The following is a 14,479-nucleotide window of genomic DNA, read 5'->3' on the forward strand; positions in this document are numbered from 1 at the left end:
GCGCGCCGCACCAAGCATAGGCCGATTGTGCGGCCGGCGTCCGTCGCTCTCGGAATTGTGGGGCTCCCGTTACGCCGGCTTTGCCGGGCTGTCTTCCGGGCTACAGCGCCTTTTCCAGGTAGCGGCCGGTGGCGCTGGCCGGGCAGGCCGCCACCTGGGCGGGCGTGCCGGCGCAGACGACGGTTCCGCCCTGCTCGCCGCCGCCCGGACCCATGTCCACCACGTAGTCGGCGTTGGCGATCATGTCTAGGTCGTGCTCGATGACCACCACGGTAGCTCCCTGCTCGATCAGGCTTTGCAGCACGCCGATGAGGGTCGCCACGTCCAGAGGGTGCAACCCGATGGTGGGCTCGTCGAACACGAAGAGGGCGTCGCTTTGGTTTCGCTTCATCTCGCTGGCCAGCTTCAGCCGCTGGGCCTCGCCGCCGGAAAGCGCCGGCGTGGCCTCGCCAAGCGTCAGGTAGCCCAGGCCCAGATCGTGCAGCACCTGCAGCTTGTCGTGAACGCGCTTCACGTGTGCAAGAGCGCAAATCGCCTGGTCAACGGTGAGAGAGAGCACCTCAGGAAGAGACAGCGTGTGGATGGCGGCGAAGTCGCGCGCGTGGTCGTGGGTGCCTGGGGCGGAATCTGCGCCCGGCACGGGGGCACCATGCTCAGACAGTCCTGAGCTCGCGCTCAACGCTTCGCGTTGGCGCTCGTGCGGAACTGCGCGTGGCACCCCCGTGCCGGGCGCAGATTCCGCGGGAAGCGGAGTGGTCTTTCCGGGGAGCCCCTGTGCAGACGTGCGGTTGGTCCCTTCCGCGCCTGCCTTCGCATTCCCCTCCATCTGCATCTGCACGGCGCAGGCGTCGCGGCTGTAGCGGCTGCCTCGGCAGTCGGGGCAGGGGATGTCCACGTCGGGCAAGAACTGCACGTCCAACGAGATCTGGCCGGTGCCGTCGCAGGTGGGGCAGCGCAGGCTGCCGGTGTTGTAGGAGAAATCGCCGGCCTTAAGTCCGCGGGCCTTCGCATCGGAGAGCTTGGCGAACTCGCGGCGCAGGTCGTCGAGCACGCCGGAATAGGTGGCCACGGTTGAGCGCACGTTCACGCCGATAGGGGTTGCATCCACCAGGTCCACCCGCCTGATGTCCGGGGCATCCGCGGACAGCACGTGGGCGGGCAGCGACTTCCCCGCAAGCTCGCATTTCAGGCCTTCTACCAGGCTTTCCAGCACCATGGTGGTCTTTCCCGAGCCAGAGACGCCGGTGACGCAGGTAAGACGTCCCTTCGGGATGGCCGCCTCCAGCGGCTTCACCGTATGAATGGCGCCGGTTTTCAAGCTGATGGTGCCCTCGTCGAACAGGTGGGATTCGGCGACGGGGGTCCGCACGCGCACCTTCGCTTCGCCGGACAGGAACGGCCCGATGCGGGAGGCAGGGTTCGTCTCGATGTCGGCCACGGTGCCCTGGGCTATCATGCGCCCGCCGTTCGCGCCGGAGCCGGGGCCTATTTCCACCAGCCAGTTCGCATGGCGCAGCACGTCTACGTCGTGGTCCACCATCACTACGGAGTTGCCGTCGGCCAGCAGGTCGTCCATGACCCCCAGCAGCCCTTCCACGTTCGCCGGGTGCAGTCCGATGGACGGCTCGTCCAGCACGTAGAGCACGCCGGTGGTGCGGCTGCGTACCGCGCGGGTGAGGGCCACGCGCTGGCGCTCGCCGTTGGAGAGGGTCTCGCTGGCGCGGTCGAGGGACAGATACCCCAGCCCCAGCTGCTCCAGGCGCTCTATAGGCTCGCGCATCTCGGAGGTGATGGAGGCGGCCATGGGGCGCATCTCCGCAGGCAGCCAGGGTGCCACCGTGGGCAGCCAGTCGCGCAGTTCGTCCAAAGTGAAGGCGGTCACCTGGGCAAGGTTCAATCCGTCGATCAGGCTGCTGCGCGCCTTTTCCGAAAGTCGGGTGCCGTGGCAGGCGGGGCAGGGGGCTTCGCGCAGGTACTTCGCCACGCGGGCCAGGCCCTTCTCGTCCTTGGCCTTGGCCAGGGCGTTCTTCACCGCGTTCACGGCGCTGTAGTAGGTGAAGTCAAGCTCCGTGGCGCTGCCTTTGTCCTTCGGCACGTACAGGATGTGGCGCTTCTCCATGGGGCCGTGCAGCACCATGTCCTTTTCCGCGTCGGTGAGGTCTTTGTAGGGGACGTCGGTGCGCACGCCCATTTCGCGGGCGACGTCCACCATAAGCGACCACATGAGGTGCCCCCAGGGAGCCACGGCGCCTTCGTCCAGGGTGAGGTTCTCGTCCTTGATCAGGGTGGATTCGTCCACTTCGCGCACAACGCCGGTGCCGCCGCACTCCGGGCACGCCCCGCCGCTGTTGAAGGCCAGGTCCTCCGCGCCGGGTCCGAAGAACTCCACGCCGCAGGTTTCGCAGGTGATGGGCGCCTCGGCGGCCACGTTGAGCGACGGCGGGTTCATATGCCCGTTGGGGCAGCGGTGGCTTGCCAGGCGCGAGAACATGAGCCGCAGGTAGTTGAGCAGCTCCGTGGACGTGCCGAAGGTGGAGTGCACGCCGGGGATGCCGGGTCGCTGACGCAGGGCCAGGGCGGCAGGCACGTGCAGCACCTCGTCGACGGTGGCGCGTCCGGCCTGGGAGATGCGCCGGCGCGTGTAGGTGGAAAGCGCCTCCAGGTAGCGCCGGCTGCCTTCCGCATACAGCACGCCCAGGGCAAGCGAGCTCTTCCCCGATCCCGACACGCCCGCGATGCCCACCAGCTGCCGCAGGGGCACGTCCAGGCTGAGGTTCTTCAGGTTGTGCACCCGGGCGCCGCGCACCTGGATGGTGTCGGGCTCGGTGAACTGCGCCGGCTGGGCCGCGAGCGAGGGCGCGGCGGCTGCGGAGTAGCTGGCGGCGCAATCGGCGGGCGCGACAGCGGTCGTGCAGCTAGCGGCGCGGTTGTTGTGTGCGGCGCTGGCCGTGCAGCCTGCGGTGGCGGAACGGCCCGCGGATTCTGCGGACATGCTGCTGGCGGCGCGACTAGCAGGTGTGGCAGATTTGCGGGCGTTCGACGTGTCGGTGTGTTGCATGGCGCTTCCTTTTTCTCGGACTCACCACTTTACGCCAGCGACGCCCGTTTCCGGCAGAAATCGCAGGTTTGGCAAAGAATCGTCGGGTTGCCCTTCGGCTACGGCGGGAAAGGACGGGCCAGTGGTGTCGATGCCCGCAACGCCTTCGCGAAGATGGACGTGCATTCCCAGCAAGAGCTTCTCGATGTCGCCCGCGCCGAATTCCCCGTTCGCTCGCGCTAGCCCCTACGCCGCGTCCGTTAGCGGGGCGCATTCCATGTCGTTAACCGCGCCGCCGTATCGCGTTCGCGGACATCCGGCCGGGACGTTGGGGCATTGCGTCGCTGGTCAGGATATGGCGCGGGCTTTTCGGTACTTCTGCAGGCGGCTGTTGGGTTTGTCGGGGATTGTCCTTTCGATGAGCCCAAGCGCAAGTGCGGGGTGGACGTAGGTGTATAGAAACGTAGGCCGATGCTTCAGGCCAAGTCGGTCCATGAGAGCTGCTGCGGAAAGCTCCTCGTCGCCAAGCGCATCGAGGAGCCGCGCAACTTGTTCGGTCACTTGTTCGGTCACTTGTTCGGTGCAAGCTTTCTCGCGCTCCGTGTTGCCGTCGATTGCGAGATGCCCTGCAGGGTCGCTTTGCGGCCAATCGACATGCAAGCGGCGATTTCTCAGATCGTGCTGCGTCCCCATCAGAAGATTCTCGAAGAATTCGTCCAGATACCGCGACGTCTCATGCACCCTGTGGTCGATGTTGCTGTAGTTTGCTCTTACCAGCGCATTGCGAAAGTACCAGGAGTGCTTTGCGAACGAGTCGTTATCGGTATCGATGCCCAATGTGCGCAAGTACTTAACGATAAATACTGCGGTGGCGCGCGTGTTCCCCTCGCAAAAAGGATGAATCTGCCAGATGCCGGAAGCGAAGGAGGCGATGTGATGGGCTATTTCTGCTCTTGATAATCCAGCATAGGAAAAAGAGGCTTCCTTAGCGAAATCGTAGTCAACGGTTTCGTCGATGTTCTCCCAGGGGGCATAGCGAACGGTGTCGCCTTTCAGCACCCAATCCCGCTTCGTGATGTTGTACGTTCGATACGATCCCGCGCTTTCAATCAGCCCTTCGAACAGCCGCCCGTGAATCCTTTTCCACGCCGAAGGAGAGAACGTGAACGCAGTTTCCCCGAGGATCATCGCTATGCGCGAGGAGACCACGTCCGCTTCTTTTGATTCCAGCTCTTCCTGGGTTCGATCTTGCTTTCGCTCGTAGTAGGAGTCGATTCGTTTTCGTACCTGATCAATGGTGATGAGGCCTTCGATGTGCTGTTTGGCGGTATCTATCAGGTACGTCGAGGGCGACAGTCCATCTACGGCCTGCAGGCCGATAGCGGTCGACCAGTCTCTGCCTCGCCGTGCACGTTCGGGCTCTGCTTCGCGAATATAGGGTTCAAGCTCGAAGCCCCACGGTTTCATGTCCGTCATGTGATGCTCTCTTTCCCGCAGGTGTTTACGCGGGTTTCATCTTGGAATGTGAGTTTGTTTCGTCCTTCATTATACGGCATACAGAGATGGTCGGGATCAGTGTGGAATTCCCCGTCCGCGCTAGCCCCTACGCCGCGTCCGCTAGCAGGGCGTTCAGCTCCTTTACCGAGTGGATGTCCAGCTTGCCGTAGGCGTTCTGGATGTGGGTGCGCACGGTGTTGGGCGAGATGAACAGCTGGTTGCCGATGGCGTCGGCCCGCACGCCCTGGGCCAGCAGCACCAGCACCTCCTGCTCGCGCTTGGTAAGGGACGCCTGCTGCGCCAACGCCGCCACTTTTTCGCGCACCAGCTTGTCCTGGTACTGTTTGGGCAGGTAGTCGCGGCGAAGGCCCCACAGCTTCTTGATGTCGGCGTCCGAGCCCACCCAAAAGGTCGCCAGGGTGCACAGCAGAAACGCCACGATGCGCAGCACGGCGAACAGCTCGGAGTCCATCAGCACTTGGCGGATGGTGTACTCGCAGATGATGCCGCTTACGAACTGGCCCAAGCTTGAGAACAGAATCCCCCAGGCGGCAAGGCCGGTGCCGGTGCAGTCGCTTTCCTTGTAGATGAGGCAGCAGCCCATGATGAACAGCATCTGGTACAGCACCGCCGCGCAGTCGCCGGTCACCACGGCGGGGATGGCGATGGACACGAGCGGCACCATCAGAAACTCCAGCACCGCCAGCGTGAACACTGCCTTTCGAAGTGTGCTCCACACACGGGCGAAAGTGCACTCGCGACGCGTGTGCAGCACCAGCACCAGCGCGATGGCCAGCAGCGCACCCAGGCCCAGCGGAATGCTGCCGTCCACGGCTATGGTGGGAACCCCGGCCGTGGAGAACGTCTCCCCGTACACCACGCGCCGTCCGATGGTGTGCAGGAATCCCAGCACTGCGCCGTACATGACCAGGTGGGCGATGAGGGCGCGCGGCTCCTTCGAGTCCACGATGCGCGCCTGTATCAGCAGCGACTGCAAGCGCGGGTCGGCAGTGGTGGGCAGCAGTCGCGCGAATCCGTAGGAGCACAGGCATGCTATCAGCAGAAATGCCAGGCTGCAGGACTCATCGAACCAGGGGCTGCTGGATTTGTCCAAAACGGGCACCACAACCAGGTTCACAAGGGCCAGGCCCGACGCAATGGCTATGGCGACCAGGGCCGAAAGTTGTGCAGGGCGTTCGAACAGCACTTGGGCGGCGCCGATGAAGCCGTACACCAGGATGGCGTTGGCGGCGATGTGCAGCAGTGCGGCCAGCGGGTACAGGTACAGCTCGCAGAGCGCGACGAAGTGCAGCAGGTCGATGGCCACTAGTATGGCCACCCAGGCAACCAGGGGAATTCGCCGCACCCATTCCTGACGGTTTTCGCGAGAGAGCAGCAGATAGCCGCCGGCGCCGATGAGCATGCCCAGGGCGCGGCTGGGGCAGTGGAAGGTCGTGAAGAAGCGGGCGGGCGAGGCGAACTCCTCTTGCCACGACACCGCCAGAATCCAGTTGCGCGCCAGCTCGTGAAGCAGTTCCCACCATCCGGTGAAGGCCATGAGCGCCCCTGCCAGCAGTATCAGCCGCGCCCGGTGCAGGGCGGTCGCGTTGCCCCGTATGGTGGCCAGAACTCCCATCGCGCCGCTCCTTCCCGGACAAGGCCGTACTTGTGGCCTTCTGCTGGCTGGAAAGTATAGTCCCAGATGGAATCGGCACCTCATTGATTTTTACGTAGTTTGCGTTTTGCCTGGTCAGAAAATCATCGAGGAATGACTAGGCAGCATCTGCCCGAAGTTGGTACGTTCGGGTACGGCCGTCGCCCAGAGAGAGCGGGGGAGAGGAGGAATCGGTTGCGGGGCGACGGCAGACGTATTCGAACTCTTACATGGAGGTGAGAATTCATGAGGAAGAAGGGGTTGAAGAAAGCGGCGATCGCAGCGGTGGCTCTGAGCCTGACGCTGTCGGTGTTCGCCATCGCCGGATGCGCGAACCAGCCGGCGCCTAAGGGGGACGCCGCCGACACCGCGCCCAAGACCGAGCAGCCCGCAGCCGCCGCTGCGGAGCCCGAGGCCGACAAAGCCGACGACAAGGCCGCCAACACCGCGGCCGACACCTTCGCCATGCCTGGCGATTTCCAGAACAAGGACGCCGGCTCGTTCACCAAGACCGACTACAACGTGGACTTCATCAACGACGGCAATCGCGGATGCAGCGCCTGCCATACCGACCTGTACGACGTGATGGGCGATCTGAGCCCCATCCAGCACGTGCTCTCAAGCCCGGCTGGCTACGGTCAGACTTACGACAACTTCGCCAACGACTGCATGGCCTGCCATCGCTACAACGTGAAGTTCGGCGGCCCGCGCCTGTCCGCGGTGCTGCATGCGTCCCATTACGCAAACCCCACGTTCACCGACGAGCAGAACGGCAACTGCTGGAGCTGCCACGCCACGAACCTGGCCGGCGAGATGGTCATGTGGGACGAGTACAAGTACTCCGCCGAGATGGCCGGCTACGGTGATTCGGCCGACCCGGCGGTGGCCGAGGAGTGGCTGAACCTGCGCCAGTGGAACAACGACAGCCTGACCGACGTGGTGCTCGATCGCGAGCTGTCCGTCAACGTTGAGCTGTCGCAGCCCGTGTTCGACGAGAAGGACATGTTCATCGCCGACAACTACGACGTGCCGCAGTTCACCGAAGAGAACTTCAAGCTGACGGTCAAGGGCGCCAACGAGGAGAAGACGCTGACGCTGGCCGACCTCAAGGCCATGCCGCAGACCGAGATCAAAGCCACCCAGATCTGCATGACCAACCCCGTGAACGGCACGATGATCGGCAACTTCCCCGTGAAGGGCGTCAAGGTCGAGGACTTCATCGAAGCTATCGGCGGCATCCCCGAGGGCAAGATCTCCATGGCCTGCATGGGCGAGGACAAGTGGGGCCACGAGTGCAACATCCAGTTCCTCATCGACCAGGGCGCCGTGCTGGCGCTGGAGATGTGGGGCCACGAGCTGACCGCCGACCAGGGCTATCCGCTGACCATGGTCATCCCCGGCGTGGGCGGCGCCTTCTGGGACAAGTGGATCACCACCATCACGTTCGGCGAGAACGAGAAGGCTACCGCGGGCACTTGGCCGCTCATGGCCGCCTTCCCCGACGGGTTCCAGGGCGTTCAGAGCTCCGGCTGGTTCGCTCCGAACAAGGACGGCCTTGAGTACAAGGTGGGCGATGCTGTCGAGATCAAGGGCTACTGCTTCGACAACGCGAACATGGGCCACACCATGAAGGCCGTGGCGTTCAGCGCCGACTACGGTCACAACTGGACCGAGGTCGCCATTCCCGACAGCTTCGACCAGGGTCAGTGGGTCATCTGGGAGGGCACCTGGACTCCCGAGAAGGCCGGCACCTACGTGCTGCAGGTGAAGACCATCGATTCCGAGGGCTCCGAGCCCTACCGTCCGGCGTCGGTTATCGTCAAGGTGACGGAATAAGGAAGGGGGACGCACCATGAAGAAGGATACTGCGAAGAAGTGGGGCGCCGCCATGGGCACCGTGGTTCTGGCGAGCTCGGCTTTGGCGGGCGCGGGAACCGCTGTGGCTGCGGAAGGCGCACCTGATGTGCCCCAGGCTGCGGCCGAGGCCGCCGAAGGGGCCCAGGGCTCCGGTGCGGTGAAGCAGGCCGCGGTCCAGGGCGAGTTCGCCTACGACCAGGCCGTGGTGACTCCGACCGCCTCCATCACGGGCATGTTCAACAAGGCTGCCGCCACGCTGTGCGCTGCGGCTCCGGCCTACGCCCAGCAGTGCGTGGCCGCCAACTGCCTGCATGTGACCGGCAACGGCTCTGCGTTCGACGCCACCGTGGCCGACCTGGCCGGCGAGGACGGCGCCAAGTCCATGATCATAGGCTGCGCCTGCTCCACGAACGTGGCCGGCGGCGGCGCCATCGTGAACGCCGAGGCCGAAGGCGTTGCCATCCAGACCGTGCTGGCGATGCTGTCGTAGCGGCTAGCAAGCCAACGCGCGCAACCCCAGGCGCCCTTCCGCATGGAGGGGCGCCTCTTTTTGCGCGCCTGCCGTCCGCGCACCCATCGGGAATACCTGCGGCGAGGCGCTTGAATACCGCGACAGCGGCTTTCGATAGCCTTGGCCGCTGGCTTGTCGCTAGCCGCCGGCCCGCTTCGGCTGCTTCCCTGCTGTTCTCGTGGACGGGCCGATTCGCGGGTATGATGGGCCCATGAAGACGAAAGGATGCATCATGAACGTAGACGTGACAGCGGTGCGGGGCGGTGCTCCGCGGAAGCGGATCGCAAAGGCGGCGGCCCTGACGGCCATGGCGCTGGCGGTTGCCCTGAGCGCGGGGATGCTCGCCGGCTGCGGCTCTTCTTCGGGGGCGTCGGAGGGCCAGGGAGCCGCCGGGGCGCCCGCGCAGGATAACCGGGGAGCGCAGAACGGCGGGTCTGCAAACGGTGGTGGCGCCGCCGCTGGCAGCGGCCAGTCGGGGGCGACCACGCAGCCCACTATCGGCATGACGGACTTCACCACCGCCACCATGGACGGCGCCACCTTCACGAACGAGGATTTGGCCGACTACAAGCTGACCATGGTCAACATCTGGTCCACCACCTGCCCCTACTGCATCGAGGAGATGCCCGGCCTGGAGCTTCTGTACCAGAGCTTGCCCGAGGGCGTGAACCTGGTGGGCATCTGCCTGGATGGCGACTTCAACAGGCAGGTGGCCGAGAGCATCCTGAGCGAGAGCGGCGTCACGTTCCCCGTGCTTCTGGACAGCGAATCCCTGGGGCAGTCGCTCACGGGCTATGTCAGCAGCCTTCCCACCACGGTTTTTGTGGACAGCAAGGGCGAGCTGGTGGGGCAGGGGCTGGCGGGCGTGCCGGCGCTGGGCAGCGACGAGGACGTTGCCGACGCCTACCTGGAGCTCATCGAAGAGCGTCTGGGAAGCGTGCAGTAGCATGGCGGCCCTGCGGAAGGCGGCACCCTTCGTCATCCTTGCGGCAGGGGTGGCGGCGTTGGCGTTCGGCATCGCTCGCGGCGAGCTGAACCCCCTGTTCATGGCCGCGACGAACGTTTGCCTTTCCTGCATAGGCATCGGGTAGGGCTATGGCGGTGAACTCGGCCAGGGCATCGCGGCGCGCCTGCTGCCAGGAGGCGCCTGCGACAAGGAGCGGCCTGTGAAGCTGAACTACGCCCTGCGCCGGGCGGGTATTCAAGCGGCCGCCGCCTTGGCGCAGAACCCGTTTCTGCTGAACCTCTGGCAGGGCATCATCTTCAAAGGCGACTCGAAGTACGTGTGCGCCCCCAGCCTGAACTGCTGGTCGTGTCCGGCGGCTGCGGGGGCATGTCCTATCGGGGCCTTGCAGAACGTGGCCATGGGCGCGCAGTACTCCGCGTCGTTCTACGCGCTGGGGTTCCTGGCCATCGTGGGGGTGTTCGTGGGCCGTCTGGTTTGCGGGTTCCTGTGCCTCTTCGGCTTTCTGCAGGATCTGCTGTACAAGATCCCCGCCCCGAAGCTGCGCGTGCCGAAACGGCTGGACCGCGTGCTGCGCAAGGCGAAGTACCTGGTGCTGGTGTTTCTGGTGCTGCTTCTGCCCGCTGTGGCGACCAACAACTTCGGCCTGGGTAGCCCCTGGTTCTGCGAGTACCTCTGCCCAGCCGGCACCATCGAGGCCGGCATCCCGCTTATCGCCACCAACCCCTCGCTGCAGGCCATGTTGGGCGCGCTCTTCGACTGGAAGCTGGGCGTCGCCGTTGCCGTTCTGGTGCTGGCCGTGTTCGTCAGCCGCCCCTTCTGCAAGTACCTGTGCCCGCTGGGGGCGATCTACGGCCTGATGAACCGCATAAGCTTCGTGAAGCTGACGGTGAACGACCGCGCGTGCATACAGTGCGGTCGGTGCGCGGAAGCGTGCCCTATGGACGTGGAGGCGCCCGAGCGCATTCCCACTTCGGCCGAGTGCATTCGCTGCGGCGTCTGCAAGAGCGTCTGTCCTGCGTCGGCCATTCAGTGGAGCGCTCTCAAGGCGCCCACCCTTGCCCAGGGCGAAGTGCCGCACGAGAAGGCCGCGATGGGCGGTACGGCAGCAAGCGCCAATACGGCAGCGGGCGCCAGCGCGCCGGACGAGTAGCTGGGACGAGTAAGAGAAGCGAGCGGATGGCGAAAGCCCGCACAATCGGCAGGTTCGTGAGAAAAAATGCACCAACCTGCCGATTATGCGGGCTTGCTAATGCGGGGGATGCGCTGCGCGAGAAGGGCGGAATTGCGCCGGCGCCGCTACTCGATGGTGCGGCCTTCCTCTAGGTCGGTGTTAGCCTCGTCCTTCAGATCGGCGGCTTCTTCGTGCTCCTGGCGGCGCATGCTCTTCTCGCCCACCTTCATGTCCTCTTCCCAGCTGGCCTTCTCGGCCTTCATCTCGTGATAGGACTTGTCTTCGGCTGCCTTGTGCTCGTGGCGGATCTCGTCCTCTACGCGGTCGGCCTTCTTGTCGGCGTGGATGCGCTCGTGGACTTCCTCTTCATGGCCGGCGAAATGCTTCATGATGAGCCTCCTCAGGTTGGCGGATTCGTTGGTGTCACCATTACTTTAGGCCTGGTCGAGCTAACGATTCCGAAGGAGCGCCATCTGCCATCGAACTGAAACGCCCCCATTGTTCAAGCGTTGAGGGCGTTTGATGGGCGGGGGCGGGGGAGCGTATCGCTGTGTGGCGGTCTTCGAAGACGGCTGTCGCAATCACCGGACAGGTGCAGGTTCGGGGCGGCGACCTTGTTTGGCCTGGCATCGCGGTTGTTCGGTAAGGTGAATGCGACGGTGCGTCGGTACGTGTTGCGAGCGACGGTATCCGGCGGCGCCCGCCGACGCTGGGCGGCGTGGTGGTCGTGTTACACTGGCCAGGCGAAAGGAGGCGGTGCGGCATGCGCGCTGTGGTGAGCGAGCGGCTGGCAAGGGCGATGCGCCGCAAGCGTCGGCGGGCTATCGTGCTCGATGTGGCTTTCTGCAGGAGCTGCGGCGGCGCGGTGGGTCAACTGCACGCGCGTCTTGCTGGCGAACAGGAGGCTGCGAGGCTTCTCGAAGGGGGCGCGCGGCGCATTCCGTGCGAAGAGAAGTCGGGTGCGACCTTGGTTGTGGCTGACGGCCCCGCAGAGCTGCTGGTTGCAAATCCCAGAATCGAGCTCGACGAGGTGGTTCGGGTTGATACGGGCATGCTGGGTGCGGCCGAGCTTGCCGTGACCGGTGCGCGGTAATCGAGATGCAGCACGAATAGCTTGCAGGTTTTCCAACGGTTGCAGCTGCGATACAGTTTGCCTCATGATGCGGGGGCCAAAAGCCTGCAGAAACGCGCTGCACGGCGGCAATAAAAGCCCAGGCGGCCCACAAGGTTGAAGCAAAAGAAAAGCGCCCCGCAGATGACGGGGCGCTTCGCATTCCTGGAGCCAACGAGCGGATTCGAACCGCTGACCTACGCATTACGAGTGCGTTGCTCTACCAGCTGAGCCACGTTGGCGAAAGGGCGCTTCTCGAAGAAACGCAAGGATGAAGTATAACGGAGGGGCAAGCTACCTGCAAGAACATTTCGCTGCGGGCTTGTCGACCTCTCGAATTCGCCACGAATACAGCCCAGGTGGGAGTGCATAGCGAAGGGGTTCCGCGCAAAATCCTGCAGAACCCCTTCGCTATGCACTGTATGCGCACCGCGGCGGGGGCTCGGCGAGTGCCAGATCGCTGCAAGTGCGCGCAGGCTTGTCGCTCGATGCCCAGTTCCGAGCGAGCGCCTGGTGAACTCCGACGCATGAGGAAATACAAAAAGCATGAGTTACGAATGCAGAAAGCATGCTATACTTGCGAAAACCGCAGAAGCGAGAAAGGAGCCGTCATGCCCGCGTTGCAGGTGAAGGATTGCCCTACCGAGGTCTACGAGCGGCTGCGCGCGTGTGCCGCCCGAGAGAACCGCAGCATCTCCCAGCAGGCGCTCACCATTCTTGAGGACTATCTGGGCATGCGGCCTGCGCCTGCGCGCAGCGATCGCAGGCGCCGTCAAACCAGCATCTACGAGGAGTCTTGTCGTCGCCCTGACCCGTCGGAAGGGCTGATCGAGAAACGCCGCCAGCTGTTCGAAGAAATACGGAAGCTCCCGCCGCTTCCCGAAAGCGATCAGCTGCCCAGCAGCGTCGAGCTCGTGCGCCAGTCCCGAGAGGAGGACGCGGCATGATCGTTTTGGATGCATGTGCTGCCATCGAAATGGTGCGCCAAACCCCTGTGGGCAACGGGTTGCAAAGTCTTATGCTCTGCAACGAGAAGGTTGTCGCCCCCGAGCTCTATCGTGTCGAGGTGGGCAGCGTCGTGCGCAAGATTCGCCGCAACGAGCATCTTGGCAAGGAGCTGGCCGACAAGTATTACGACAAGGCCATCGCCCTCGTCGACGATTTCGTGCCCACGCCCGAGCTTTCCACCGAGGCCTTTGCCGAAAGCCTGCGGCTCGACCACTCTACCTACGACATGCTTTACTTCGTGCTGGCTCGCCGCACCATGGGTACCCTGTTCACCCTGGACAAGCGGCTTATCGCCCTGTGCGAGCAGCACGGCGTGAACAGCATCGACCTGGTCCCCTTCAACTGCGGGGAAGCCGGCAACTAGCAACGGGACGCAGGCAGCGGCGTGGGCCTCTTGCTTGGCTGCAGCCTCGCCTTTGCTTGCAGCGGCTGCGGCAGTCCGACTCCGACCGCTCTTGCCCCCAACCCCATCCCCTGTATCTCGCGGGCGGGCGCTTGTGCGCACACAACATGTTGATTCCGCCCGGCGGCTAACTTGTGGGCGACATTTCTAGATTCGTGACTATAATAGGCCCATCGCAATCGAACCCCCTAAACGCACTCGCGACGCCGCTTCAACGCACAGCGGCTTTTTTGCTGTGGAGCGCAAACCTTGACCGAACGGCTTTCCGCAAGCGCGTCGGCCGGCAGCGCTCGGTTTGGATCGTACTTGGTGGAAAAGGGGAGCCATGGCCCACGATACGCACGATGCGTCGCAGTCCGAGACCTTCGCCTGGAAAGCGGGCAAGTCCTACCGTGAAATCATCTACGAAACCATGGACGGCATCGCCAAGATCACCATCAACCGGCCGCATCGTCGCAACGCCTTCACGCCGCTTACGGTCACCGAACTCTACGATGCGTTCTCGGAAGCGCGCGACGACGCCTCCGTCGGCGTCATCATCCTCACCGGCGCCAACCATGACGGACGCCCCGAGGACCAGGCCTTCTGCAGCGGCGGCGACCAGAAGGTGCGCGGCAACGGCGGCTACGTGGGCGAGGACAACATCCCGCGCCTGAACGTGCTCGATCTGCAGCGCCTCATCCGCGTGGTGCCCAAGCCGGTCATCGCCATGGTCAACGGCTACTCCATCGGCGGGGGCAACATCCTGCAGCTTCTGTGCGATCTCACCATTGCCGCGGAAACGGCGAAGTTCGGCCAGACCGGCCCCAAGGTGGGCAGCTTCGACGCCGGCTACGGCGCGGGCTATTTGGCCGCCGTGGTGGGGCAGAAGAAGGCGCGCGAGATCTGGTTCCTGTGCCGACAGTACACCGCCGCCGAGGCCGAGGCCATGGGCATGGCGAACAAGGTGGTGCCCTTCGACCAGCTGGAGGCGGAGTGCGTGGCTTGGGCCCGCGAGATGCTTGCCCTCAGCCCCACGGCGCTGCGCCTGATGAAGGCATCGCTGAACGCCGCCACCGACGGCGTGGCCGGCCTGCAGCAGCTCGGCGGCGACGCCACGCTGCTGTTCTACACCACCGACGAGGCGAAAGAGGGCCGCGACGCCTTCAAGGAGAAGCGCACCCCCGACTTCGGGCAGTTCCCGGTCTTTCCGTAGAAGGCGCGCCCTCGGGCTTCCTCGGGCCGCACTCGCTTCCGGCGCAGGCGGCGCGAAGGGACGTCAGG

At 64.4% G+C, this 14,479-nt stretch carries 14 protein-coding genes and 1 tRNA gene; 10 read left to right on the forward strand and 5 right to left on the reverse strand.

The window, feature by feature from the left end:
• Positions 1–100: 100 nt before the first annotated feature.
• A complete protein-coding gene (locus NFR41_RS00360; protein ID WP_251230238.1) occupies positions 101–3,058 on the reverse strand; it encodes an excinuclease ABC subunit UvrA in 2,958 nt (985 codons plus the stop codon).
• Between the two features lie 87 nt (positions 3,059–3,145).
• On the opposite strand from NFR41_RS00360, the gene NFR41_RS10465 reads away from it, so the two are divergent.
• Positions 3,146–3,280, forward strand: coding sequence for a hypothetical protein (locus NFR41_RS10465; RefSeq protein ID WP_285833831.1), 135 nt, complete (start codon positions 3,146–3,148; stop codon positions 3,278–3,280).
• 105 nt (positions 3,281–3,385) lie between these two features.
• Here NFR41_RS10465 and NFR41_RS00365 read toward each other — a convergent pair whose 3' ends face one another.
• Both NFR41_RS00365 and NFR41_RS10470 read right to left on the reverse strand, forming a co-directional pair.
• Positions 3,386–4,513, reverse strand: a complete 1,128-nt coding sequence (locus NFR41_RS00365; RefSeq protein ID WP_160213250.1) for a Fic family protein — start codon at positions 4,511–4,513, stop codon at positions 3,386–3,388.
• Positions 4,514–4,640: 127 nt separating this feature from the next.
• On the reverse strand, positions 4,641–6,170 hold the full coding sequence (locus NFR41_RS10470; RefSeq protein WP_285833832.1) for a helix-turn-helix domain-containing protein: 1,530 nt from the start codon (positions 6,168–6,170) through the stop codon (positions 4,641–4,643).
• Positions 6,171–6,434: 264 nt separating this feature from the next.
• On the opposite strand from NFR41_RS10470, the gene NFR41_RS00375 reads away from it, so the two are divergent.
• From NFR41_RS00375 to NFR41_RS00395, 5 genes are all read left to right on the forward strand, one after another.
• A complete protein-coding gene (locus NFR41_RS00375) occupies positions 6,435–8,024 on the forward strand; it encodes a molybdopterin-dependent oxidoreductase (protein ID WP_251230239.1) in 1,590 nt (529 codons plus the stop codon).
• Positions 8,025–8,040: 16 nt separating this feature from the next.
• On the forward strand, positions 8,041–8,535 hold the full coding sequence (locus NFR41_RS00380; RefSeq protein ID WP_251230240.1) for a hypothetical protein: 495 nt from the start codon (positions 8,041–8,043) through the stop codon (positions 8,533–8,535).
• Positions 8,536–8,788: 253 nt separating this feature from the next.
• Positions 8,789–9,502 carry a TlpA disulfide reductase family protein gene (locus NFR41_RS00385; RefSeq protein ID WP_251230241.1) on the forward strand — a complete coding sequence of 238 codons (714 nt, stop codon included), beginning with the start codon at positions 8,789–8,791 and terminating at the stop codon, positions 9,500–9,502.
• A 1-nt stretch (position 9,503) separates the two neighbouring features.
• Positions 9,504–9,647: a CD1871A family CXXC motif-containing protein gene (locus NFR41_RS00390; protein WP_251230242.1), complete on the forward strand. Its 144-nt coding sequence runs from the start codon at positions 9,504–9,506 to the stop codon at positions 9,645–9,647.
• Positions 9,648–9,722: 75 nt separating this feature from the next.
• Positions 9,723–10,673 (forward strand): 4Fe-4S binding protein, encoded by a 951-nt coding sequence (locus NFR41_RS00395; protein ID WP_251230243.1) that lies wholly within the window; start codon positions 9,723–9,725, stop codon positions 10,671–10,673.
• A 146-nt stretch (positions 10,674–10,819) separates the two neighbouring features.
• Here NFR41_RS00395 and NFR41_RS00400 read toward each other — a convergent pair whose 3' ends face one another.
• Positions 10,820–11,083 carry a hypothetical protein gene (locus NFR41_RS00400; RefSeq protein WP_251230244.1) on the reverse strand — a complete coding sequence of 88 codons (264 nt, stop codon included), beginning with the start codon at positions 11,081–11,083 and terminating at the stop codon, positions 10,820–10,822.
• A 374-nt stretch (positions 11,084–11,457) separates the two neighbouring features.
• Between NFR41_RS00400 and NFR41_RS00405 the strand changes: the two genes are divergently transcribed.
• Positions 11,458–11,787, forward strand: a complete 330-nt coding sequence (locus NFR41_RS00405; RefSeq protein ID WP_251230245.1) for a hypothetical protein — start codon at positions 11,458–11,460, stop codon at positions 11,785–11,787.
• Between the two features lie 184 nt (positions 11,788–11,971).
• Here NFR41_RS00405 and NFR41_RS00410 read toward each other — a convergent pair.
• Positions 11,972–12,047 (reverse strand) — tRNA-Thr (locus tag NFR41_RS00410).
• Positions 12,048–12,416: 369 nt separating this feature from the next.
• Here NFR41_RS00410 and NFR41_RS00415 point away from each other — a divergent pair.
• The 3 genes from NFR41_RS00415 to menB all read left to right on the forward strand — a co-directional run bounded on the left by NFR41_RS00415 (position 12,417) and on the right by menB (position 14,411).
• On the forward strand, positions 12,417–12,752 hold the full coding sequence (locus tag NFR41_RS00415) for a FitA-like ribbon-helix-helix domain-containing protein (protein WP_160213257.1): 336 nt from the start codon (positions 12,417–12,419) through the stop codon (positions 12,750–12,752).
• Complete coding sequence (locus NFR41_RS00420) at positions 12,749–13,177, forward strand: type II toxin-antitoxin system VapC family toxin (RefSeq protein WP_160213258.1); 429 nt, start codon at positions 12,749–12,751, stop codon at positions 13,175–13,177. The genes NFR41_RS00415 and NFR41_RS00420 overlap by 4 nt, the downstream gene beginning before the upstream one ends.
• A 364-nt stretch (positions 13,178–13,541) precedes the next feature.
• Positions 13,542–14,411, forward strand: coding sequence for a 1,4-dihydroxy-2-naphthoyl-CoA synthase (menB, locus tag NFR41_RS00425; RefSeq protein WP_251230246.1), 870 nt, complete (start codon positions 13,542–13,544; stop codon positions 14,409–14,411).
• The last annotated feature ends 68 nt before the right edge of the window (positions 14,412–14,479 follow it).

It is taken from the genome of Adlercreutzia aquisgranensis (genome assembly GCF_943193145.1).
Lineage (GTDB): Bacteria > Actinomycetota > Coriobacteriia > Coriobacteriales > Eggerthellaceae > Xiamenia > Xiamenia aquisgranensis.

Bases quoted from the DNA above. Each gene is read 5' to 3' on its own strand.
- NFR41_RS00360 (WP_251230238.1), bottom strand. From the start codon at position 3,058: ATGCAACACACCGACACGTCGAACGCCCGCAAATCTGCCACACCTGCT.
- menB (WP_251230246.1), top strand. From the start codon at position 13,542: ATGGCCCACGATACGCACGATGCGTCGCAGTCCGAGACCTTCGCCTGG.
- NFR41_RS00390 (WP_251230242.1), top strand. From the start codon at position 9,504: ATGGCGGCCCTGCGGAAGGCGGCACCCTTCGTCATCCTTGCGGCAGGG.
- NFR41_RS00365 (WP_160213250.1), bottom strand. From the start codon at position 4,513: ATGACGGACATGAAACCGTGGGGCTTCGAGCTTGAACCCTATATTCGC.
- NFR41_RS10470 (WP_285833832.1), bottom strand. From the start codon at position 6,170: ATGGGAGTTCTGGCCACCATACGGGGCAACGCGACCGCCCTGCACCGG.
- NFR41_RS00415 (WP_160213257.1), top strand. From the start codon at position 12,417: ATGCCCGCGTTGCAGGTGAAGGATTGCCCTACCGAGGTCTACGAGCGG.
- NFR41_RS00420 (WP_160213258.1), top strand. From the start codon at position 12,749: ATGATCGTTTTGGATGCATGTGCTGCCATCGAAATGGTGCGCCAAACC.
- NFR41_RS00385 (WP_251230241.1), top strand. From the start codon at position 8,789: ATGAACGTAGACGTGACAGCGGTGCGGGGCGGTGCTCCGCGGAAGCGG.
- NFR41_RS00405 (WP_251230245.1), top strand. From the start codon at position 11,458: ATGCGCGCTGTGGTGAGCGAGCGGCTGGCAAGGGCGATGCGCCGCAAG.
- NFR41_RS00380 (WP_251230240.1), top strand. From the start codon at position 8,041: ATGAAGAAGGATACTGCGAAGAAGTGGGGCGCCGCCATGGGCACCGTG.
- NFR41_RS00400 (WP_251230244.1), bottom strand. From the start codon at position 11,083: ATGAAGCATTTCGCCGGCCATGAAGAGGAAGTCCACGAGCGCATCCAC.
- NFR41_RS00375 (WP_251230239.1), top strand. From the start codon at position 6,435: ATGAGGAAGAAGGGGTTGAAGAAAGCGGCGATCGCAGCGGTGGCTCTG.